Source organism: Leifsonia sp. L25 (genome assembly GCF_050632895.1).
On record NZ_JBODRZ010000003.1, the window covers coordinates 782258 to 804038 of the forward strand.

Below are 21781 nucleotides of genomic sequence, written 5' to 3' on the forward strand. Positions count from 1 at the left end.
GGGCACGGAACGCCTCATCCTGTACACGGTGTCGAAGAGCCGAGTCACCCCTCGACGACGTGTACGTTCTGCTGCTCGGTGCGCGGCTCCGCCGTCGCGGCGCCGGTCACCCGCAGGTAGACGATGAGCCAGCCGAAGACCAGGACGCCCGCCACAAGCTCCGCGGCCGTGAGCACGTAGTAGCCGACGGCGAACAGCACCAGAACGGCCACGATCGTGGCGAAGAAGACGTACCCGAGCACGAAGAACGCCTGCGGCGCGGCCGGCAGCGCGCCGCGCACCCAGAAGACGACGAGCGCGAAGACGACGACCATGCCGACCGCCGACACATTGTGCAGGAGGATCGAGATGTTCAGCGTGAAGATGCCGACGCAGGCCAGCAGCACGCCGATCAGGATGAGTCCCACGCGGACGCGCAGCACCGCCGAGTGCCGCTGCGGGTCCGCGATTCCGCGGGCGTCAGTGGCGTAGCGCGCGATCGCGGTCACGATCACGCCCGTCACGATGAGCGTGAGGTTGAAGGTGAGCGAGGAGACGCTCTGCGACATCCCGAGGGCGCTCAGATGCTTCATCCACCAGTGCGGGTCGGGGGCGCTGAGCATCGAGGCGAGGATGCCGACGACCGCGAACGCCGCGAGCACGGTGGAGAGTCGCATCAGGTCCATCCCGGCGGCCGAGAGGAACACGGCGTAGGCGGTCACCCCGGTCGCGGCCCCCGCGAGCACGGTCGCCGACAGGAAGTAGACCGTGGCGTCCTGGAAACCGTCGGCGAGCACTGCGCCGAGCACCAGCCAGCCGAGCAACGCAAGGATGCCGTGGGCCAGCGCGATCGCGAACGTGTCGAAGATGTCGACGCCCGCGGTGGAGCTCACGGGCAACGCGGAGCGATACCGCGACCCCGGCGCCGAGGGAGCCTGCGACCGAGGTTCCCGCGCGTTCTCCCGGGAGCCGGCCGTCTGGAACGGGGTCAGGCCCTCGCGCCGCCAGAGCCGCCCTGCGACGTAGGCGAGGAAGGCGATCACCCCGCCGCGATCGCGACGAACTGGCCGACCGAGTTCGGCCCCGCGATCGGGAGGGTGTGCCCCCAGAACAGGAGCAGCGCCACGACGCCGGCGAGCACGAACGCGACCGCGCCGACCACGATGCCGGCCCCCTCGACGGTGAGCCGCGCGGGCGCGCTGAGGCCGCCGAACGTCGGCCGGACCCGGTCCTTGGCGCTCATCCCGATCACCTTCCGCACTCCCGCGCGACCCGACCGGTCGACGTCGCGCACAATGTAACGCCGCACGTGCGCGCTCGGCTACACGCGCCTTACCACTGCGACATTCGCGCCGAATGCGGGGTATCGCGGCGCGATTCGCGACATTCGTGCCGAATCGCGACGCTGAGCGACGTCTCAGCGCATGTCCCCCGAATGGAGGTCGCGCGGAGGCGTCGTCGCCTAGAATTCTCGATCGTGGCGGGCCGTGACATGACCAGAGCGCACCGTCGGCATCGGGCCGACGGTCCGGTCTTCGTCGACCCGTCCGGCCGTCGGCTGCGCCGCGTCCGGGTGATCGGGATCGCCGTCCTCGGCGCCATCGGACTCTACGTGGGGCTGGTGCTGACGGTCTTCGCGGGAGGACCTCAGCTCGGGCTGCCGTCGTTGCCGTTCGTCGCCTCCGCCCCTCAGGCGGCCGCGCACCGCGCCGCGCCGACGTCCGCGCCCGGTCCGGCTCCGGTGCCGTCAGCGACCCCCGCTCCGCCGCCGGGCCAGGAGCCGGCCGTCGCCGTGGCACCGGCAACGCCTCCCGCCACGTCCGCTCCGCCGCCGAGCACGTCCGCCTCCTCGCCGTCTCCGTCCCCGTCGCCGACCGGCCCTGGCAAGAGCGCGACCGCTCCCGGCCAGTCCAAGAAGCCGCACCCGTGACCCGCCGCGCCTCCGCCCGGGCGCACTGGGTCGTGCTGGCGGCGGTCCTCCTCGCGCTGTCGGTCGCCCTGCTCGTCCAGGGCTACACCCAGCACCTCGCCGGGATCGGGGACGACGCGGCCGTCGCCGGCGGCTCGGCCGCCCACGTGCCCGCGAGCGTGGGCCACGGCGGCCCCGTCATCGACCCGCGCGGCGCGACGCCGCGCACCGGAGGCCCGCGCGCACGCACCGTCGCGCTCACCTTCGACGACGGTCCCGACCCGCGCTGGACTCCGCAGATCCTCGCGGTGCTGCGCGCGCACCACGCGCACGCCACGTTCTTCATGGTCGGGACGGCGGCCATCGCGCATCCCGAGCTCGTCCGCGCAGTGGCCGCAGCGGGCGACGAGGTCGGCGTCCACACCCTCACACACCTGGACTTGAGCAGCGCCCCGGCGTGGCGGCAGCGCCTGGAGCTGCAAGGCGCCCAGCAGGCGATCGTCGACGCGACGGGCCGGACGACCTCCCTCCTGCGCCCGCCGTACAGTTCCGAGAACGCCGCCGTCACGGACGGGATGTGGTCCGCGATCCGGTCCGCGGGGAACGACGGTTACCTCACGGTGCTGTCCACGAGGGACGGCGAGGATTGGCGGCGCCCGGGCGTCGCAGCGATCGAGCGCGCGATCGTGCCCACCGACGGGTCCGGTCAGGTCGTCCTGCTTCACGACGGCGGCGGCGACCGCAGCGAGACCGTCCGGGCGCTGGACGCGGCCCTGACGCGGCTCGACGCCGAGGGCTACACCGTCACGACCGTCGGCGACGCGGTCGGTCTCGGGCGGACGGCGGCCGAGGCCACGCCGGCCGACAAGATCACGGCCGGGATGACCGTCTGGGGCATCCGGCTGAGCGGCCTGGCGGTGAACGCGATCACCGTCGCGCTGGTCGTGAGCGGCGTCGTCATGGTGCTCCGCGCTCTGCTGGTCATGCTCACCGCCGTCCGCCATCGCAGGCTCAACCGGGGCCGGCACGGCGCGACGGCGCCCGTCCTCCCGGAGGTGACCGAGCCGGTGAGCGTGATCGTGCCCGCATACAACGAGGCGGCCGGGATCGAGGCCGCCGTGCGGTCGATCGTCGCGTCCACGCATCCGGTGGAGGTGATCGTCGTCGACGACGGCTCCACAGACGGCACCGCCGACATCGTCGAATCCCTCGGCCTGCCGGTCACGGTCATCCGGCAGGCCAACGCCGGCAAACCGGCCGCGTTGAACACCGGCCTGCGCGTCGCGCGACACGACATCGTCGTGATGGTCGACGGCGACACCGTCTTCGAGCCAGGCACGGTTCATGCGCTCGTCCAGCCGTTCGCGGACCCGGCCGTCGGCGCGGTCTCCGGGAACACGAAGATCGTCAACCGGGAGGGCATCCTCGGCGCCTGGCAGCACATCGAGTACGTCGTCGGGTTCAACCTCGACCGCCGGCTCTTCGACCTCGCCGAGTGCATGCCGACCGTGCCGGGCGCGATCGGCGCGTTCCGGGCGTCGGCCCTGCGCGGCGTCGGCGGCGTCAGCGAGGACACGCTCGCCGAGGACACCGACCTCACGATGGCCCTCTGCCGCGACGGCTGGCGGGTCGTGTACCGCGATTCCGCGCGCGCCTGGACCGAAGCGCCGGCGTCGCTCGGCGCGCTGTGGCGGCAGCGCTACCGCTGGTGCTACGGAACAATCCAGGCGATGTGGAAGCACCGCGGCGCCCTGGTCCAGGGCGGCCAGGCCGGCAAGCTCGGTCGGCGGGGGCTGGTCTACCTGCTCCTGCTCCAGGTGCTGCTGCCGCTCTTCGCCCCGGTCGTCGACCTCTTCGCGATCTACGGCCTGATCTTCCTCGACCCGGTGCGGATCGTCGCACTGTGGCTGGCCTTCCTCGCGCTGCAGTTCGGGATGGCGTGCTACGCCTTCCGGATCGACAAAGAGCCGCTGAAGCCGCTGTGGACGCTGCCCTTGCAGCAGGTGGTCTACCGGCAGCTCATGTACCTGGTCGTCATCCAGTCGGTGGTCACGGCGGCCGCCGGGCTGCACCTGCGCTGGCACCGGATGGAGCGCTACGGCTCGCTGAGCGTGCCGGGCGGGGACGTGGCACGGTCCGCTGCGGCCGGGCCCGTCACCGAGACCGTCGGGAGCTGACCAAGTCGTCGCCCAGTGCGTCCACCGGTCCGACGATCACCGACTCCAGGCGGCGCACGATGTCGAGATAGTCGCCCGTCCAGTAGATCCGGACGGCCTGCGCGACGATGTGGCCGGTGCTGTCGCCGAGGTCGTCCGCCACGACGTCCGCCAGCCGGCGTCGGTCCTCCGGATCCGCCGGCACCGGCGCGGGAAGCGGCTCCCGTGCGACCAGGCTGGACGCCAGCTCCTCGTACCAGCCGTCGAGCCGGGCGAGGGAGTCCTCCAGGGACCGGCGGGCGTCCTCCCGATGCCGTCCTCGATCCCCGGCTCCGGCGGTCTCCTGCCGGCGCCAGAGGTCGAGGATGGCGTCGCTCGCCAGCCGGACGCCGGCGACACCGCCGACCGACGCCGACACCTCGGCGAGCGGACGCTGCTTGCTCCCGCGCTCGCCCAGGTAGGTGCGGAAGGCGTCGTCCAGCTGGCGCGCGGCGGCGGCCGCCCGGAGTGCCTGCTGCCGGGGTTCGGGGTGCTCGGCCGCGCTCGCCTCGCAGCGTCCGAGCCCGAAGGCGACCGCCGCGGCGAGGTAGCGCACGCTCTCCCGGTACGCCTCGGCCAGCGCCCGCCGCAGCGAGGCGGCCGCTCCCCGCGGCCAGAACAGGAGCCCGACGACCAGGCTGACGGCGCAGCCGAGCGCGATGTCCTCGATGCGGATCAGGCCGACCGTCCAGCCGGACGGCGCGATGAGGTTGAACAGAAGCACCAGCAGGATGGTGAACGCCGCCTGCCCCGCGGCGAACGAGATCGCGGCGGGCGCGACGCCCGCCACCAGGATGGCGAACGGGAGCAGTACCCAGATCACGACGCGGTTGTCGCCGATGGCGAGCATGGCTACCGCGCCGAGGAGCACCCCGACCGCGGTGCCGACCACGCCGCGCAGCACGGTCTGGCCCGTGCTGAGGGCGTTGGAGCGGAGCACGGAGAGCGTGCCGAGGACGACCCAGAACGAGTGCTGCACGCCGGTGAGGTTGGCGAGCAGCACCGCGAGCCCGAGCGCGATCGCACCACGGATGCTGTTGCGCAGCCACACCGAGTTCCAGCCGATGAACCCGCTCGCGCGCTCGGCCGCGGCGGCGACCGGTCCGGCCAGGTCGCCGGGCTGGCGCCCCAGCAGGCGCTGCCACCAGCTCCGCCGCTCCGCCCGCGCCGTGAGCGCGATGTTCCCGGCCACGGTCTCGACCGCCTGGGCGAGCTCCTGCGCGCGGAAGCCCGGGTCGAGCGCGGTCACGACCTCGGCGGCGCCGCGGCGACCGCCGTCGGGGTCGGGTCCCGCCGGCAGCGCCATCGTGGCGGCCTCCACACCGTTGCGCGCCTCCACCAGGAGGGTGAGCGCGGCGTCCAGGGCTGCAGGGTCGCCGCTGTGCTGCGCGAGGAGGGTCGCGCCCTCCTCCAGCACCGCCGCCGACGTGCTCTTCACCTCGAACGCGGCGATGTGGACAGGGCCCGGGGTGGCGGCTGTGATCGTGACGTGGTCGAACTGGGCGATCACGGAGTTCAGCCAGTTGAGCTCGTCCACCAGGCGCACGATGGTCCGCGCGGACGTGCTCAGCCCGGTCGGCCGGTACGGCGTGCGGAGGAACGAGGTGTGCAGGGCGTCGACGGCCGTATCGGCCTCCGCGATGGCCCGGTCGCGCTCGGCCGCGAGGTCGGGGCTGCCGGCGCGGAGCATCGCCGCGGCCTCGGCGCGCAACCGCGCGGCGAGCGCCCGGCAGGCGTCGACCGCGGGCGCGCGCAGCGGCTCCCGCGCCGGCGCGGGCCAGAGCGCGACGATCGCGATGACGGCCACGACGGACGCGATCCCCCAGCCGAGGAGGCGCGGCCCGATCGAGGCGAAGGTCCCGGGGAGGGTGACCGGCAGGATGAACGCCAGCAGCAGGGAGGTGCTCGCCGAGGCCGTGACCGAGCTCACCGAGCCCGAGAAGAGCACGGCGACCGCCACCACGGCCATCGCGACGGCGGACAGCCAGACCGGCCGCGACGCGAGGGTCCCCAGGCAGACGAGGACTGCGCCCGCCACCGCCAGCGCGAGCTGGGCCTGCACCCGGTCGACGAGCGGCCCGCTGAAGTCGACGAGCAGCAGCATCGCGAACGAGCCGAACGCCGCGAAGGTGGCGACCTGACCGTCGTGGAGGACGAGGCTGCCGAACGCGAACAGCAACGGCATGACGATCGCCGCACGGCCGGCACGGCGCAGCGCGGCGAAGTCGGGGTCGTGCCGCCTCAGCCAGTCCGCCGCGCGCATCCGCCCTCCTCGCTCGTCACCGGACACCCTAGCCCGGTCCGCGCCGCCCACGGAGGTACCGGATCAGCGGCCGGTGCCCTGGCCCCCGGAACCCGACGAGCCGTCCTGGGTGACCGGTGGACTGTCCGCAGACGGCCCGGGCGACGGTGCCGGCTGGAAGCGCGCCGGGGCCTTCTTCTGCGTCGACGACGCGCCGGACTCTCCCTGGTCGCCGCCCTCGCCCGTGCTCCGGTTGCTGCTCGTGCCCGATTCGCCGGTGGTCGAGCCCTCGCCGCCCGGGGCCGGCCTGCCGGTCTGCGCCGCTTCACCGTTCGCGGCTTCAGGGGAGGACGCCTTCTGCTCGCCGGCGTCCTTCTGCGTGCTCGACGGCGGGGAGACCGGGCCGCCCGGGGCGTCGCCGGCCTCGGCGGTCCCGGAGCCGGTCGCCGGGCCCTGGTGGCCCCCTCCGGTCTTCGGCGGCTCCCTTCCGTGGTCCTGCGACGCCGGCTTCGGGTGCGCGGGGGCCCGACGAGCTTCGCCAGGCTCGAGAAGGCGTCGCCGACGACCGTGTGGAACGCGGGACTCGCCGCAGCGGCGGCGGACGTCCCTCCGGCCAGCGCCGCGGCCAGGAGCACGATCGTGGTCGTCCGCGTACCGCGGCTGGCGAACCACGACGAGCGGGCCGGGCGGCGGCCGGACATCAGCCGCACCACGTCCCGCGAGGGCGTGGGCGGCTCGTCGGCCGTGGTCGCCGCGAGCTCGCCGAGCAGGGCGGTGAGTGCGGGGTCGTCTTCCAGACCGGCCTCTGACAGGAGGCGCAGCACCGGGTCGTCGGCATTCGCGGTCATCGCACCTCCTCCCGTTCCCGGCCCGAATCCGAGGCGGCCTCGACCAGCGCGGCCGCATCGTCGCCGCCCGCGACCTCACGGCGCAGCGCGAGCAGTGCCCGGCGCTGGAGCTGCTTGATCGCGCCGGGGCTGCGGCCCATGATCCGGGCGACCTCCTCGATGGTGAGCTCGGCCAGGATGCGGAGCGCGATGACATCGCGGTACTCGGGGGTGAGTCGGTTCAGAAGTTCGGCGACGCCGGTGTCCCCGTGCACGACGTCGTCCTCGGCGGACGGCGTGCTGCGGGTGTCGGTGAGCGGGTCGTAGGCGACGGCGACCGGGACGCGGGAGCGCCGCCGGTGGTGGTCGACCACCCGGGCGTGCGCGATGGTGAAGAGGAGGGCGCGGAGGCCGTCCATCCCTCCGGAGAGCGACTCCAGCCGCGGGTAGAGGGCGACGAAGACATCCTGCGTCACGGCCTCCGGATCGTCGACGCCCTGAGAGCGGAGGTAGGCCAGCAGCGACGCCGCGTGGGTGCGGTAGGCGTCGGTGAACAGCGCGGCGGTACCGCCGGTGTCGCGGTGCGCGTGATCCTTCACGGGCCGGGCCTCACGCGGCCACTCTAGCGGGATCAGCCACTCCGACGGGAGGAGACCGGGTCCGGCACGAAGTGTGATGCCACGCAGCGCGATGCCACCATCACCACCGCCGGCCGCGAGAACCCGAACCCGCGGCAGGCGGTGGTCCATCGTCTACGCCTTCCGCGGGCCCGCCGGCGCCCCGGCCGGGCCGGTCGGGATCCGCGCGCCCCGGGGGTCGGCGCTGCGGTTCCTTCCGGCCCGGCCGGGACTTCCGCGAAGCGGACGCCGGCCGGAGCGGTGACACGGGGACGATGGGCGGCGGACTTCACGGGGACGACCGAAGTCGCACAGCACGCCGCGATGGCACCCGTCCCCGGCGCCGGCTTCGCGGGGGCGGCGAAGACGGCGAAGGTGGGGACGGGGGTCGAGAGGGGCATCCGGGTCCTTCCTGGCATCCGGGACGAACGCGGGGCAGTGCCCCGGAAGGCAGACGCCCTCGGTGACTTAATCGCAGGGAGGCCGGAAAGGTTACGCGCGAGCGGAAGATTTTCCGCGCGAGCCATAATCTGGGCAGCACACGCCGTCGACGGGACGGCGCAGCGAAGGAGCATCATGGCGCACGCAGAGGGCACCATCACCATCGACCGGCCCGCGGCGGAGGTGTACGCGTTCCTGGCCGACGGCAGGAACAACCCGCGCTGGCGCGACGGGGTGAAGGAGATCTCGCTGCGCAGCGGGTCGTCCGGCGAGCAGGGCGCCGTGTACGCGCAGACGCTCACCGGGCCGGGCGGACGGCCGATCGCGGGCGACTACAGGATCACGTCCGCCGTCCCAGGCCAGGAGCTGCGATTCGAGGTCATCACGGGGCCGGCGCGCCCCGAGGGCGTCTACACGCTCACCGCGGACGGGACAGGGACGCGCGTGCTGTTCGCCCTCGACTACACCCCGACCGGGCTGAAGAGGCTGATGAACGGGATGATCGAGAAGACCATGACGGCCGAGGTCGGGCAGCTTCCGAAGCTCAAAGCGGCGATCGAGGGTCGCTGATACCTATCCTGATCGGATGAGCGTCCTGCCCCCTCCGCCGCCGCCCGGCTGGTATCCCGACCCGACCCCCGCGCCGACGTACCGGTGGTGGAGCGGCGGCTCGTGGACGGGGTACACGTGGCCGAGCGGGGCGCAGGCCGCGACCGCACCGGGGGTGGGCGGCGTACAGGCGGTCTCCACCACCTCCACCACCTCCTCGCGCCGCACCAAGTGGCTGGGCCGCTGGGGCGGCTGGCTGATCGTCGCGGGCAGCGCCGCGGTGTGGCTGTGGCTGTTCGGCCTCAGCCTCCTCTTCTCGGCCCTCTCCCCGCACGCGCACGACGGCACGCCGCCGGTGCTCTCGCCGTACCTGCTGGTCACCGGCAGCGCCACCGCGGCCGCCGCGATCTTCTACACGATGGCCTACAAGCTGCGGCCGGAGGACCGGCTCAGCGTCCCGCGCCTCGTCACGGTCGCCCTGCTCGGCGGCGCCGTCGCGACCCTGCTGGTGCTGCCCGTCGAGGGCCTCATCGACCTCGCGGCCGGCGGGACCTCGCTGCATCCCAGCCTCGCCGTGCTCGCCTGCGCCGGTCTGGTGGAGGAGCTGGTCAAGATGCTCTGCGCCGTGCTGCTCTGCCTGCGGCTGCCGGTGAAGAACGCCCGGGTCGGGCTGTTCGTCGGCGGGGCGGTGGGCCTCGGCTTCAGCGTGGTCGAGAACCTCGGCTACCTGCAGCAGTCGTTCGCGCTCGGGCAGGCCGACGGCGCGGGGATCGGGCTCTTCCTCACCACGACGGCAGCCCGTCAGCTGAGCGGACCGTTCCTGCACCCGGTCTTCTCCGCGCTGCTCGGCGCGGCGGTGTTCGGGGCTGCGCGGGACGGACGGTTCCGGATCACGTTCGGCGTCGTGGCCGCGTACCTCGGCGTCGCCGCGGCGCACGGGCTGTTCGACGCGCTGCAGTGGACGGCGACCGTACGCGTCCTCGGCCCGGCGACCGGGATCGTCGTGGTGCTGCTCTCGCTGCTGTTCGCGGCGGCGAGCGGGCTCACCTGGCTGTACGTCGTGCGGCGCGTCCGGAGCAGGGACGCCGTCGACCGCCCCTCTAGGATCGACGCCTGACGGCATTCGACGAGGCGGAGCTGAGCGGCCTCCGGCGTGCGCTGACGTCCTTCTGCTGCCAGCCTCTCGGGTCGCCGTTCGGGGCGGAGGACACGATGCAGGACGCCCTGGAGCGAAGCTGGCGCGCCCGCGACTCCTTCGACCCGGCCAAGGTGTCGCTCCCCACCTGGTGCTACGGGGTGAGGGGCGGCGCGCTACCCGCGGTGGCGCGCGGCGCTGGAGGGCCGGTCGGTGTCGGCATCCGCGCGCTGAGCGAACGCGATGAGCCGCTGCTGCGACTCGGCGTACGAGGTCGCGACCGGCACATCCCGTCCGTCGCGCACCGCCTCCGCGGCGTCCACCGCCGCGTCGATCGCCACCCGGTACGGCAGCGAGCCGGTGCTGACCCGGCGGACGCCGAGCACCTGGAGGTCGTCCAGCCCGAGGCCGGGCACGACCAGGACGTTCAGCGGCAGCGGGATCGCCGCGGCGAGCCGCTCGATGGTCGCCGGATCGGTGACGCCGGGGACGAAGATCCCGTCGGCGCCCGCGTCCGCGTACGCCGCGGCACGGGTCGCGGCGGCCTCCACCGTGTCGTCCTGATGGAACCAGTACGAGTCGACGCGCGCGTTGACGAACACGCCGGGGGCTTCCCGCTTGACGGCCGCGATCTTGGCCGCGGGGAGCGCCGGGTCGACGAGGTGGCCATCCGCGGAGTCCTCCAGGTTCACCCCGACCACGCCCTCCTCCGCGAGCGCCGCGACGAAGGCGGCCACCTCCTCCGGATCGTCGCTGTAACCGTCTTCGACGTCGGCGGTGACGAAGACGTCGAGGCTGGCGATCCGGTGGACGAGCGCGACCGTGTCGTCCCGGCTGGCGCTGCCGGCGTCGGGCCGGCCGGCGGACGCGTTCACGCCGAAGCTGGTGGTGCCGACCGCGGGGAAGCCGGCGGCGGCGAAGGCGATGGCGGAGCCGGCGTCCCACGCGTTCGGCAGCAGGAGCGGCTGGTCGCCGTGGTGCAGGTCGCGGAACGCGGCAAGGTCACGGAAGGTCATGGGTGGGGCTCCCCTCGTTGGGTGGAGGGTACTCCTACCGGGCCACGAAGGCGGCGAGCTCGTCCAGGTTGGCCGCCTCGCACACCCGCTTGCCGTCCTCGATGTCGTGGATGAGCTCGCCCACTTTGCGGAAGATCGGACCGTCGATGTCGCGGAGCATCTCGTCGATCTCGGTCTTGCGCTTGCGAACCGCGAGGTCGCGGTAGATGCCGCTGTGCGTCTTGGCGCTGCGCCGGTTGAACGCGGCGAGGCGGTCGAGGGAACCGTCGAGGTCACCCGGGACGAAGCCGTCGAAGCTCTCGACGCGCACGGGCGCCTGGGCCAGCACCTCTTTCGCGATCGCGATCATCACCGGCCGGTATGCCGGGTGCTCCAGCGTCTCGGCGATCGAAAGGTCGGAGACGGCACCAGCCCAGAGCATCGCGCCGTAGGCCTCCTTGCCCCACAGGTAGCCGAGGACGTTGTCAGTGGGCTCGGCGTACGGCAGCGCGGCCGCGAGCGCCCGGACGCGCGGCGTGATCTCGCCTCCGGCCAACTCGCCGATGCGGAAGGTGGCGATGTTGCCCTGCATGATCCGGCCGGGCCCCATCACGTCGGCGCCGAAGTTGACGAAGCTGGACACGACGCGGTCCGCGCCGAGCGCACCGGTGAGGATGTCGGCGGTGAGCCCGTTCTGCACGGTGAGGACATAGCCGTCCGCCGCGAGTCGCGGCGCGAGCAGATCGGCGACCTGGCGGGTGTGGTGGCTCTTGACCGCCACGATCGCTCGGTCGAGGGAATCGGGCAGATCCTCCGGGAGGATCGCGGGAACCTGGACGGTCAGCTGGTTGACCGGTCCTTCGATCCGCAGGCCCTGTTCGTTGATCGCCGCGACGTGGGCCGGGTCTGCATCGCAGAGCGTGACGTCGTGACCGTCCACGGTCATCAGGGCTCCGATGGTGCCGCCGATCGCGCCGGCGCCGATGATGTGCATCCTCATCGGGCGACCTCCATCCGCTCCGCAGGGACCGCCCGGTCGAGGAACGCGCGGAGCACGCGCTGGAACTCCTCTGCCTCCTCGACCTGGGGCGAGTGGCCCGATTTCTCGAAGATCACCAGCTCCGCTCCGGGGATGAGGCGCGCGATGGTCTCGGCGGAGCTGACCGGGGTCACCCAGTCCTTCCGGCCGACGGTGACCAGGGTCGGGACCGAGATCGACGGAAGGGCCGGTTTGAGGTCGTACTCGGGCCAGTTCTTCTGGAAGCACCAGTTGTGCGACTCGTGCCGGTAGAAGCCGGCCTCCACCCGTGCGGCCGAGCGCTCGGGGTCGTACTCGAAGTCGTAGAGCGGGATGAGACCGGCCCAGCACGCCTTCAGGTCGGCGTCGTCGCGGATGCGTCCACCCCAGTAGCGCTCGAAGTCGTCCCAGTTCAGCTCGACACGGTCCTGGGTGCGGGCGTTCTCGAAGGCGAGTTCGAGGTTGCTGCCGTCGGCCGAGGTGTCGCGCAGGATGATCGCCGAGACCCGCTCGGGATACGCGACGGCGTACTCGAGGGCGATGAAGCCGCCGTATGAGCCGCCGGCGACCACGACCTTCTCGGCTCCAGCCCATTCGCGGATGGCGTCGACGTCGGCCGCCCACTGGGCGTGCGAGTACGGCGGCACGCCTTCGCTGACCCCGCAGCCACGCGCGTCGAAGACGATCACCCGGAACCGGTCGGCGAGCGGACCGAAGGTGGCCCGTGGCTCCGCGAGGGAGCCGATTCCTCCCCCGCCGTGGTGGGCGATCAGCACGGGGCCGTCCTCCGGCCCCATGACTTCGACATTGAGCCTGCATCCGTTGATCGTGACGTTCACGCGGGGGTTCCTTCCGGGAGGGTCGAGCCGAGCCGGTCCTGCCAGCGCTGCAGAGCGCCGGCGAGGACCGAGAGGGGACGGCGCCGTTCTCGAGGACGGCGCCGTGGAAGCCGGACAGCGAGAACCGCTCCCCGAGCTGCGCCTGGGCGGCGCCGCGCAGGCGGACGATCTCCTGTCGGCCGATCATGTAGGCGAGAGCCTGGCCGGGCCACGCGATGTAGCGGTCCACTTCGTTGCGCACGTTCGCGGCCGTGGTGACGGTGTTGTCCCACATGAACCGCATCGCCCGCTCGCGGGACCAGCCGAAGTGGTGGATGCCGGTGTCGATCACCAGCCGGCAGGCGCGCAGGGCGGAGAAGGACAGCATCCCGAGCCGCTGCAGGTCGTCGGAGTAGAGCCCCATCTCGTCGGCGAGTTGCTCGGCGTAGAGGCCCCAGCCTTCGATGAACCCGCAGAGCTCGGTGTCGAGGTGGCGTCGATAGCGCGGGATGTCGAGCGTCTGGGCCGTCGCGAGTTGGAGGTGGTGGCCGGGCGTCGACTCGTGGAAGGCGAGTGCCTCGTATTCGTAGCTGTAGCGGCTGGCCGGGTCGGTGGTGAGCAGGCAATGGGCGCCCGGCCGGCTGCCGTCCTCCGCCGGGGGCCGGTAGTAGGCCAGGGCGGTGTGCTCGGCGTCGACCGGGTTGATCTCCTCGATGACGCAGTCCGCGATCTCGAACGGAGGGAAGAAGGCACCGCGTGCCGCCTCGGCCCAGGCCAGCGCGCCTTCGGCCACGTCGATGATCTGCTCACGGGTGCGGAAGCGGAGCGCCGGATCCTCGCGCAACCGGGTGCGGATCTCGGCGAAGTCGCCGGTCCCGAGCGCCCGCCGCCCGATGGATTGCCAGCGGCCGCTCAGCTCGTCCAGGATGTCGAGGCCGATCCGGTGGATCTCCCCGGGCTGCAGGGCGGTGGTCGTGTGCCGACGGACCGCGTCGCGGTAGATCTCCTCGCCGCCGCGGACGTGCTGGATGCCGACGGACTCGTCGTTCCTTGCGCCGGGGAGGACGTCCTCGCGCAGCCGGGCGGCGAGTGCGAGCATCGCGGGCCGGATGTCCTCGGCGACGATGCGCGATGCTCGCTCCGCCGCCGCTCCGCCGGCCCCGGTGCGGGTGGGGGCGAGCAGTACGTCCCGGTCGAGCGGGAGCGCCGCGTAGTCCTCCAGCTGCTGGACCGCGTGCCGGATGCCCACGGCCGTCGAGACCCGGCCGCGCGCGGTCTCGACGGCGTACCGCTCACCGAGGGCGGTGAGGGAGGCGGCGATCCCGGACATCCGGCAGAGATAGCGCTCGGCGCCGTCCGCGTCGACGATGGTCATCGCTGGGACGGCCTGGAAGACCAGGGCCTGCCTGCTCACATAACTCTTCGCCGAGGCGTTGGCGGCCCACTGGGCGTGATGCGCGTCGCGCTCCGCACCCCAGGTCAGGACGGAGAGCACGTCGTGGTCGATCCGCTCGGCCTCCGTGAGAGTGTCCGTCTCGAGCTCGCTCAGCTCGCGCGCGATGACGGAGAAGTCCGCCGCCGCCTGCTCGCTCGCCTCGGCCGACGGGTCGTTGCTGAGGTGGTCGAACTCCTGCAAGCCGAGCAAGGTCGCGCTGTAAGGGTCGTAGGTGTGCTGGGCGGTGAAGTACCGCTCGCCCAGCGTCGTGAGGCGTTCGGAGGGAGAGTGCGCGGAGGCGGCCATGTGCGTCCTTACTGTGAGGCCGGGGAGGGTTCAGAACAGCGAGTGGCCGCCGTCGATGGAGAGCACCTGGCCGCTGATCCAGCTCGCGGCGGGCGACGCGAAGAACCGGACGCCGCGGGCGATGTCCGCGGGCTCTCCGACCCGGCGCGTGGCGATGCGTTCGACCAGGGCGCGCTGGCCCTCCTCGCCGTAGCTCTCCCACTGTGCGCGGGAGCTGGGGTTGGAGAGCACGAAGCCGGGGGCGATGGCGTTGACGGTGATCCCGAACGGACCGAGCTCGTGCGCAAGCTGCCGGGTGAGGCCGAGCTGTGCGGCCTTCGCGGTGGTGTAGGCCTGGATGCCGGTGAGGCTGACGCTGCGGCCCGCGCCGGAGGAGATGGTCACGATCCGGCCGAAGCCGTTCGCCTTCATCCTCCCGGCTGCGGCCCGCGAGCAGTGGAACATCGTCTGCAGGTTGGCCGAGAGCACCGCGGACCAGTCCGCCTCGCTGAGCTCGTCGACCGGCGTGTGGGTCTGCCCGACGACGCCCCCCGCGCTGTTGACGAGGATGTCGACGGCGGGCAGCGCAGCGAAGAACTCGTCCACTTCCCCGGCGTCGGACAGGTCGGCCGTGTCGCGATCGACGCCGACGACGGTCGCGCCGGCCGCGGCCAAGTCGTCGGCGATCGCCTGCCCGATGCCCTGGGCCGTTCCCGTGACGACGGCGGTGAGGCCGTCGAACTCGGGTGATTCAGTGTTCGTCATCTTCTTCGTCCCGGTAGTCGCTCGCGCGGAAGGCGCGATGGATGTGGACCTTCTCCTCCCACTGCCGCATGCGCTCGATGGCGCGCGTGCCCGTGCGGTGGAAGACTCCCTCGACCAAGGCCTCGACCAGCACCGTCAGGGCGGCGAAGGAGTCGAAGGGGATGCCGTCGACCGAGACCGGCAGCACGACGTCGGCGTCCTCGGCGCTCGGTGAGAGGAACTCGTCGGTGATGACGATGACCTTCGCCCCGTTCTCCCGGGCGAGCTCGGCCACTTGCTTGCTGGCGAGCTCGTAGCGGCGCAGGTCGAAGATGATCGCCACCGAGTCCTTGCGCATCGCCAGGTACTTGCCGATGTCGCGGCTCAACGGCTCGGCCGCGAACTCGACGCCCGGTATCAGCTGGTCGAGCTGCATTGCGAGGATCTCGGCCACGAAGCGCGAGAAGTAGCCGCCGGAGACCAGAACGGAGCGCGGCTTGGAGCCGAGAACCTCCACGGCGTGCTCGAACTCGCCGGGCGGGATGGTCGAGAACAGTCGCTCCACCAGTTCCGCCCGCTGCGCGACCGAGCGGTGGAACAGGCTCTGCTCCCCGTCTTCGCCCTGGCCGCCGTCGACCGCGCCCTGCTGGGCGCGGTGCACCGGTGCGTTGAGCTGGTGCGACACCTCGGCGCGCAGGCGACTCTGGAACGCGGCATAGCTGCCGATGTCGAGGCGCCCGATCAGGCGCAACACGGTGGGCGTGCTGCAGCCGGCCGTCCGTGCCAGAGCAGCCGCACTGGCGAGGCCGGCGCTCGGGTAGTCCGCCAGGAGCGCCCTCGCCGCCTTGCGCTCCGCCGGGCTGAGCTGGTCCATCCGGGCGAATATCTCGTCCTTGATCGCGGTCATCGTCTCTCCCCGTCCTGTTCTGAGCCGCCGTCGGGCCGGCGTGGTCTCAGTATCACGCGAGCGTCACCCTCCCGCCGGGAGCGCGGTACGCCGCGAACATCGCGGGTGAGTTGTGGGCGACGATCAGCCGGCCGTCCGCGCCGACGGCGATGATGCCGCCGCGCGCGTCGCGGCTGTCGAGCTCGGACTCGATGGTCCCCGCGACCGCCGTCACGAGGCCCTGACCGCCGTAGCTCATCCGGGCGAAGATGTCGTGGGCGACCACCCCCTCGATGAACGACTCGCCCTCGCCGGTGCAGGAGACGGCGACGTAGCCGTCCCTCGCGTACGTGCCGGCGCCGACCACCGGGGTGTCCCCGATCCGGCCGTCGCTCTGGTTCACCATTCCGCCCGTGGAGGTCGCTGCCGCGAGACGTCCGGCGCGATCGACTGCGACCGCCCCGACCGTACCGTGGCGCGATGCTGCGAGACGCCGAGCCTGGACGTTGGCGAGCTGCTGCTGCCGCGCCTCGGTCACGAAGTAGTCCGGGAGTTCCCGACGGAGTCCCCAGTCGTCGAGCAGTTCGGCGGACGGCGAGACCAGGAGGACGTGATCGGACTCCTCGAGCACCGCCCGGGCCACGCGGACGGGGTTGCGGGCCGACCGGGAGGCGGCGATGGCGCCGGCGTGACCGTCGCCGGTCATCACGCAGGCGTCGAGCTCGGCCGCTCCCGTCGCGGTCAGCGCGGCGCCGCGGCCGGCGTTGAACAGCGGGTTGTCCTCCAGTCGGACGACGGTCTCGCACACGGCGTCCAGCGCGGAGCCGCCCGCAGCGAGTACGGCTTCGCCGGCTGCGTGTGCCTCGGCGAGGCCGTGCTCGTAGAGCCCGTGTGCTTCCAGGGAGAGCTCTTCGACGCGGCCGCCCGCCCCGCCGTGCAACACGAGTGCGTAGCCGTCCGGACCCGGAGCGACGTCGATGATGGTTGTCGGCATCAGCGGCCGCCTGCCTGGCGGGTGATGTAGTTGACGGCGACGAAGGATTCGAAGATCCGCAGCAGATCGTCGCCCTCGATGCGCACCGAACGTTCGGACAGCCGCTCGGCGCCCTTCGCCCAGGTGGCCACCTCGGCCATGTCGCCCGTCTGCATCTCCAGGTCCAGCGTCGCCGGCCGGCGGATGCCCGGGCGGCGCACCGAGCCGGTGGACACCGCGCGGACGGCGCGCTCCGCACCTTCCCGGATCAGGGCGCAGGACTCGGCCGGGTGCAGACTCGTGGCACTGAAGCGGGTGATCGACTCCTTGGTGGTGATGTTCACGGCGTCCTGGGCGAAGGGGCGGGTCTCCTCCTGGACGACCGCGTCCCCGGAGAGGAAGGCGATCGGGACGGAGAAGTGGTCGGCCACGAGGGCGTTGATGCCGCTCTCCCCACCTCGACGCCGTTCACAGCCGCCCGGGTGAACACCTCCGGGTTGTAGGTGTGCGACAGCGTGGACGGCCGTCCGGAGATGGACCCGTGGTAGCCGACGAAGAAGATCGCGTCGAAGCTGCCGTCCAGCCCCTGCATCATGTATCGCGGCTTGTGCCGGCCGGAGATGTAGCGCGCGTTGCCCGCGATGGCGCGCGGGTCCAGGTTGGCCATGCGGCTGTGCGAGTCGTTGAGCACGATCTCCGTCGCTCCGCCCGCGATGGCGCCCTCGATGGCCGCGTTCACCTCGCCGAGCAGCAGCTCGCAGCCGAGTGCGTACGACGGTCCGCTGCCCGGGCGGCACTGGTCCCAGTCGACGATCCCGGCGACCCCCTCCATGTCGAAGGACATCCAGATCTTCATTGCTTCTCCTGTTCCGTTGCCGCCGAAGCGATGGGCGGCAGTTCCGATGAGTGGATGCAGGCGGCCTCGTGCCCGTCGGCGACGCTCAGCAGTGGCGGGTCTGCCGTCGAGCACGCGGTCGTCGCGAAGGCGCAGCGCGGGGCGAACCGGCACCCGGCCGGTATGTCGAAGGGGCTCGGAGGGTCGCCGTCGAGCGTGCGCCGGTCGTTCGAGCTCCCCGGCGTCATCCGCGGGATCGAGTCGATCAGTGCGCGGGTGTACGGGTGCCGCGGGTTCGAGAACAGCTCGTCGGTGTCGGCGACCTCGACGATCCTGCCGAGGTACATCACCGCCACCCGCTGGCTCAGGTGCTGCACCACGGCCAGGTTGTGGGCGACGAAGAGGATGCTGAGCCCGAGGTCGCGTCGCAGGGTCGCGAACAGCTCCAGGATCGTCGCCTGCACCGAGACGTCGAGCGCGGAGACCGGCTCGTCGGCGATCAGCACTTCGGGCCGCACGGCGAGCGCCCTCGCGATCGCGAGCCGCTGGCGCTGGCCTCCCGAGAACTGGCTCGGGTAGGCGTCGAGCGCGCTCTCGTCGAGCCCGACCTGGTTCAGCAGCCGGATGCTCTCCGCCGTGACCTCGGAACGCGGGACGATCCGGTGCAGGAGCAGCAGCTCGCGCAGCATCGCGCGCACGCTCAGCCGCGGGTTGAGCGACGAGTACGGGTCCTGGAAGACCATCTGGACCCGCTGTGCGGCCCGTCGCCCGCGCAGAGCGCCGCCGGCATCGGTGTCGCCGTCGAGCGAACCGCTCGTCGGCCGCAGGCTGCCGACCAGGATCTTCGCGAGCGTCGACTTGCCGGACCCGGACTCGCCGACGAGCGCCAGGATCTCCCCGCGACGCAGTTCCAGGTGGACTCCGTCGAGAGCCGTGAGCCTGCTGCGCGCGGCCCGCTGCCACGGCAGGCCGCCGCCGAGGTCGTAGGTCTTGGTGACGTCCGCCGCGCGGAGCACGGCGCTCATGCCGTCTGCTCCAGCAGCCGCGCGGACTCGAAGCACGCCACGTCGTGGCCCGCCTCGGCCCGCTCCAGAGCCGGGGACGCGGCCGAGCATCCCGGCTGGGCGAACGCGCAGCGCGGGGCGAAGGCGCATCCTGGAGCGCGGCGTGCCACGTCGGGCGGGAACCCCGGGATGGCCACGAGCGAGCGCTCCGGTCGGTCGAAGTCGGGGGCGGAGGCCAACAGGCCCGCAGAGTACGGGTGCCGCGGCCGTCGGAAGACGCTCTCGACTGCCCCGGTCTCCACGATCCGCCCGGCATACATCACCGCCAGGGCGTCGCAGGTCTGGTTGACCACGGCCAGGTCGTGCGTGACGAAGACCAGCGAGGCGCCGACTTCGCCGCACAGCTCCTCCAGCAGGCGAAGCACCTGATGCTGGACCGTCACGTCGAGCGCGGTGGTCGGCTCGTCGCAGAGCAGCAGCTTCGGTGTGCAGGACAGCGCCATCGCGATCATCGCGCGCTGCCGCAGCCCGCCGGACAGCTCGTGCGGGAACGCCCGCGCGCGCCGAGCGGGGTCGGGGACCCCCGTCCGGGCGAGCATGGCCACGGCTTGCTCCCACGCGGCCGTCTTGGACATTCCGAGATGGCGGCGGGCGCCCTCCGCGATCTGGTCCCCCACCCGGACCACGGGGTTCAGCGCGGTCATGGGCTCCTGGAAGATCATGGCGATCTCCGGGCCCATGAGGGCGCGGCGGGCGGAGGCGGTCATGGTCGCGAGGTCCGTGCCGCGGTAGCGGATGCTGCCGCCGAGGACCTCGACACCGCGCGGAAGCAGCCCGGCGATGGCGCGCAAGGTCATCGACTTGCCCGAGCCGGACTCGCCCACGACGCCGAAGCGCTCGCCTGCGCCGACGGCGAAGGAGACTCCGTCGACGATCGCCGTGGGCGGCCGGGAGCCGTGTCGGATCCCGATCGTGAGATCCGAGACCTCCAGGAGTGTTGCGTCGGACACGCTACTTCCGCCTTTCCGGGTTGAGCAGATCGGAGAGTCCGTCGCCGAGCCAGGACATCCCGAGGCTCACGACGACGACCATCAGGCCCGGGATGGTGGACTGCTCCCAGTGGGTGGTGATGAACTCCTGGCCGTCGAGGATCATCGACCCCCACTCCGGTGTAGGCGGCGCGATGCCGAGCCCGAGGTAGCCGAGCGTGACGATGGCCATGATGTCCATCACGACGTCGCTGGTGCCGTAGATGATCGCCTGCGAGAGCACGTTCGGGCCGATGTGCCGCACGAGGATCCGCGTGTCGGACATCCCCCCGAGCTTGGCCGCCGCCACCCAGTCCTGCCGTTTGGCCACCAGCACCTCACCGCGCACGATCTTGGCGTAAGACACCCAGGAGACCGCGGCGATCGCCAGGTAGATGCTCGCCTCGCCGGTGCCGAGCACGAAGACGAGCACTATCACCATCACGTAGAACGGGAAAGCGAAGAAGATGTCGACGATGCGCATCACGACCGCGTCGAACCAGCCGCCGAAGTAACCGGCGAGCCCGCCGAGAGTCGAACCGATGACGAAGGGGATGATGACCGCGAGGAACCCGATCCGCAGGTCGACCCGTGCGCCCCAGATCAGGCGCGAGAGCACATCCCTGCCGTACTTGTCGGTGCCCAGCCAGTGCGCGGGGCCGGGGCTGGCGAGCGCGTTCTCCAGATCCTGCTTGATCGGGTCGTAGGGCGCGATCACCGGGGCGAGGATCGCCATCAGGATCAGCAGCCCGATGACGACGATCCCGGCCATGAGCGAGCGGTTGCGGTACCAGGGCTTGAGCGCGCGGGAGCGTGACGTGCGCCTGCGGGTCTGCAGCCGGTCGAGGACGGCGGTCGGCGTGCTCATGCTGCCACCTTCGCGCTGAGGTCGACCCGCGGGTCGAGCAGGGTGTAGACGACGTCCGTGAGGATGCCGACGACGACGACGAACAGGGCCACGAAGAGCGCGACGCCCTGGATGGTCGGGAAGTCCCGGCTGAAGATCGCGTTGATCATCAGGGAACCGAGCCCGGGGAGGGCGAAGACCTTCTCGATCACCAGCGACCCGCCGACGAGATAGCCGAGGTTGACACCGAGGATCGAGACGGTGGGGATCGCGGCGTTGCGCAGCACGTGTCCACGGAAGAGCGGGAAGCCGGCGGCGCCCTTCGACCGCGCCGTCGCGATGTACTCGGAGCCGAGCACCGAGATCGTCGACGCACGCAGGCTCCGGATGATCGTCGGCGACATCGCGATCGCGAGCGTCAGAGCCGGAAGCGCGAGGTAGTACACGTGGTCGAGCGGGGTCTCACCGAATCCGCCGACCGGGAAGATGCGCAGGTTCACCGCGAACAGCAGGATCAGCATGATCCCCACCCAGAACTGCGGCATCCCCTGCCCGAGCAGCGTGTACACCCTGACCCCGAAATCCCGCGCCCGGTCGGGGGCGGAGGCCGCGAGTGCCGAGAGCGGGATGCTGATGGCCAGGCAGAGCACGACGGCGAACAGCAGCAGCGAGAGCGTCACCGGGATCGCTCCGAGCACCAGCCCGGCCACCGGCTGCTGATAGGTCAGGCTCGTGCCGAGGTTCGCCTGCAACAGCCGGCCGAGGAAGAGGAAGTACTGCGTCCAGATCGGCTGGTCCAGTCCGAGTTGCTCGCGGAGTGCGGCGACGCGGGCGGGCGTGGCGTGCTCGCCGAGGATCGCGACGGCGGGGTCGCCCGGCAGCAGGTGCGCCATGAAGAACACCAGCAGGGTGACTCCGAGAATCACCGGCACGGCCTGGAGCAGACGCGCTGGTACGAAGCGCAGACGGTGGAGCATCTCGCACCTTCCGTGGGAGAGAGTGGGGGCGGAGCGCGCACA

Annotated in this window: 19 protein-coding genes and 3 pseudogenes; 5 read left to right on the forward strand and 17 right to left on the reverse strand. The window is 72.0% G+C overall.

Features of this window, described 5'->3' with window-relative positions:
* Nucleotides 1–44: 44 nt before the first annotated feature.
* The gene (locus tag ACRAWC_RS07655; RefSeq protein WP_431347188.1) at nt 45–1022 is read right to left on the reverse strand and encodes a hypothetical protein; all 978 of its coding nucleotides are present in this window, start codon (nt 1020–1022) and stop codon (nt 45–47) included.
* Nucleotides 1019–1222, reverse strand: coding sequence for a hypothetical protein (locus tag ACRAWC_RS07660; protein ID WP_431347189.1), 204 nt, complete (start codon nt 1220–1222; stop codon nt 1019–1021). Before ACRAWC_RS07660 ends, ACRAWC_RS07655 begins: the two co-directional genes overlap by 4 nt.
* 234 nt (nt 1223–1456) lie before the next feature.
* Between ACRAWC_RS07660 and ACRAWC_RS07665 the strand changes: the two genes are divergently transcribed.
* Nucleotides 1457–1909: a hypothetical protein gene (locus tag ACRAWC_RS07665; RefSeq protein WP_431347190.1), complete on the forward strand. Its 453-nt coding sequence runs from the start codon at nt 1457–1459 to the stop codon at nt 1907–1909.
* A complete protein-coding gene (locus ACRAWC_RS07670; RefSeq protein ID WP_431347191.1) occupies nt 1906–4065 on the forward strand; it encodes a bifunctional polysaccharide deacetylase/glycosyltransferase family 2 protein in 2160 nt (719 codons plus the stop codon). Before ACRAWC_RS07665 ends, ACRAWC_RS07670 begins: the two co-directional genes overlap by 4 nt.
* Here ACRAWC_RS07670 and ACRAWC_RS07675 read toward each other — a convergent pair.
* From ACRAWC_RS07675 to ACRAWC_RS07685, 3 genes are all read right to left on the reverse strand, one after another.
* Nucleotides 4043–6346, reverse strand: a complete 2304-nt coding sequence (locus ACRAWC_RS07675; RefSeq protein WP_431347192.1) for an FUSC family protein — start codon at nt 6344–6346, stop codon at nt 4043–4045. The genes ACRAWC_RS07670 and ACRAWC_RS07675 overlap by 23 nt on opposite strands.
* A gap of 63 nt (nt 6347–6409) precedes the next feature.
* Complete coding sequence (locus tag ACRAWC_RS07680) at nt 6410–6997, reverse strand: hypothetical protein (RefSeq protein ID WP_431347193.1); 588 nt, start codon at nt 6995–6997, stop codon at nt 6410–6412.
* 172 nt (nt 6998–7169) lie between these two features.
* The gene (locus ACRAWC_RS07685; protein WP_431347194.1) at nt 7170–7751 is read right to left on the reverse strand and encodes an RNA polymerase sigma factor; all 582 of its coding nucleotides are present in this window, start codon (nt 7749–7751) and stop codon (nt 7170–7172) included.
* 594 nt (nt 7752–8345) lie between these two features.
* Between ACRAWC_RS07685 and ACRAWC_RS07690 the strand changes: the two genes are divergently transcribed.
* The 3 genes and pseudogenes from ACRAWC_RS07690 to ACRAWC_RS07700 form a co-directional block, all read left to right on the forward strand.
* The gene (locus ACRAWC_RS07690) at nt 8346–8780 is read left to right on the forward strand and encodes an SRPBCC family protein (protein WP_431347195.1); all 435 of its coding nucleotides are present in this window, start codon (nt 8346–8348) and stop codon (nt 8778–8780) included.
* Nucleotides 8781–8796: 16 nt separating this feature from the next.
* Nucleotides 8797–9876 carry a PrsW family intramembrane metalloprotease gene (locus ACRAWC_RS07695; protein ID WP_431347196.1) on the forward strand — a complete coding sequence of 360 codons (1080 nt, stop codon included), beginning with the start codon at nt 8797–8799 and terminating at the stop codon, nt 9874–9876.
* 41 nt (nt 9877–9917) lie between these two features.
* Nucleotides 9918–10040, forward strand: a pseudogene (locus ACRAWC_RS07700) (sigma factor); the annotation flags it as partial.
* 30 nt (nt 10041–10070) lie between these two features.
* Here the strand turns inward: ACRAWC_RS07700 and ACRAWC_RS07705 are convergent.
* From ACRAWC_RS07705 to ACRAWC_RS07760, 12 genes and pseudogenes are all read right to left on the reverse strand, one after another.
* Nucleotides 10071–10910: an isocitrate lyase/PEP mutase family protein gene (locus ACRAWC_RS07705; RefSeq protein ID WP_431347197.1), complete on the reverse strand. Its 840-nt coding sequence runs from the start codon at nt 10908–10910 to the stop codon at nt 10071–10073.
* Nucleotides 10911–10944: 34 nt separating this feature from the next.
* Nucleotides 10945–11889 carry a ketopantoate reductase family protein gene (locus ACRAWC_RS07710; protein WP_431349390.1) on the reverse strand — a complete coding sequence of 315 codons (945 nt, stop codon included), beginning with the start codon at nt 11887–11889 and terminating at the stop codon, nt 10945–10947.
* Entirely contained in the window at nt 11886–12746 is an 861-nt protein-coding gene (locus ACRAWC_RS07715; RefSeq protein ID WP_431349391.1) for an alpha/beta fold hydrolase, read from the reverse strand. Before ACRAWC_RS07715 ends, ACRAWC_RS07710 begins: the two co-directional genes overlap by 4 nt.
* A 133-nt stretch (nt 12747–12879) precedes the next feature.
* A pseudogene (locus tag ACRAWC_RS07720) lies at nt 12880–14466 on the reverse strand (DUF885 domain-containing protein); the annotation flags it as partial.
* 30 nt (nt 14467–14496) lie between these two features.
* Nucleotides 14497–15210, reverse strand: coding sequence for an SDR family NAD(P)-dependent oxidoreductase (locus ACRAWC_RS07725; protein WP_431347198.1), 714 nt, complete (start codon nt 15208–15210; stop codon nt 14497–14499).
* Nucleotides 15197–16096: a MurR/RpiR family transcriptional regulator gene (locus ACRAWC_RS07730; protein WP_431347199.1), complete on the reverse strand. Its 900-nt coding sequence runs from the start codon at nt 16094–16096 to the stop codon at nt 15197–15199. Before ACRAWC_RS07730 ends, ACRAWC_RS07725 begins: the two co-directional genes overlap by 14 nt.
* Before the next feature lie 52 nt (nt 16097–16148).
* On the reverse strand, nt 16149–17069 hold the full coding sequence (locus tag ACRAWC_RS07735; RefSeq protein ID WP_431347200.1) for an isoaspartyl peptidase/L-asparaginase family protein: 921 nt from the start codon (nt 17067–17069) through the stop codon (nt 16149–16151).
* Nucleotides 17069–17904, reverse strand: a pseudogene (locus tag ACRAWC_RS07740) (M55 family metallopeptidase). The gene ACRAWC_RS07735 and the pseudogene ACRAWC_RS07740 overlap by 1 nt, the downstream one beginning before the upstream one ends.
* Nucleotides 17901–18908, reverse strand: a complete 1008-nt coding sequence (locus ACRAWC_RS07745) for an ABC transporter ATP-binding protein (RefSeq protein ID WP_431347201.1) — start codon at nt 18906–18908, stop codon at nt 17901–17903. The pseudogene ACRAWC_RS07740 and the gene ACRAWC_RS07745 overlap by 4 nt, the downstream one beginning before the upstream one ends.
* Nucleotides 18905–19897 (reverse strand): ABC transporter ATP-binding protein, encoded by a 993-nt coding sequence (locus tag ACRAWC_RS07750; RefSeq protein ID WP_431347202.1) that lies wholly within the window; start codon nt 19895–19897, stop codon nt 18905–18907. The genes ACRAWC_RS07745 and ACRAWC_RS07750 overlap by 4 nt, the downstream gene beginning before the upstream one ends.
* 1 nt (nt 19898) lies before the next feature.
* Nucleotides 19899–20783, reverse strand: coding sequence for an ABC transporter permease (locus ACRAWC_RS07755; protein ID WP_431347203.1), 885 nt, complete (start codon nt 20781–20783; stop codon nt 19899–19901).
* Entirely contained in the window at nt 20780–21739 is a 960-nt protein-coding gene (locus ACRAWC_RS07760) for an ABC transporter permease (protein ID WP_431347204.1), read from the reverse strand. Before ACRAWC_RS07760 ends, ACRAWC_RS07755 begins: the two co-directional genes overlap by 4 nt.
* Between the last annotated feature and the right edge of the window lie 42 nt (nt 21740–21781).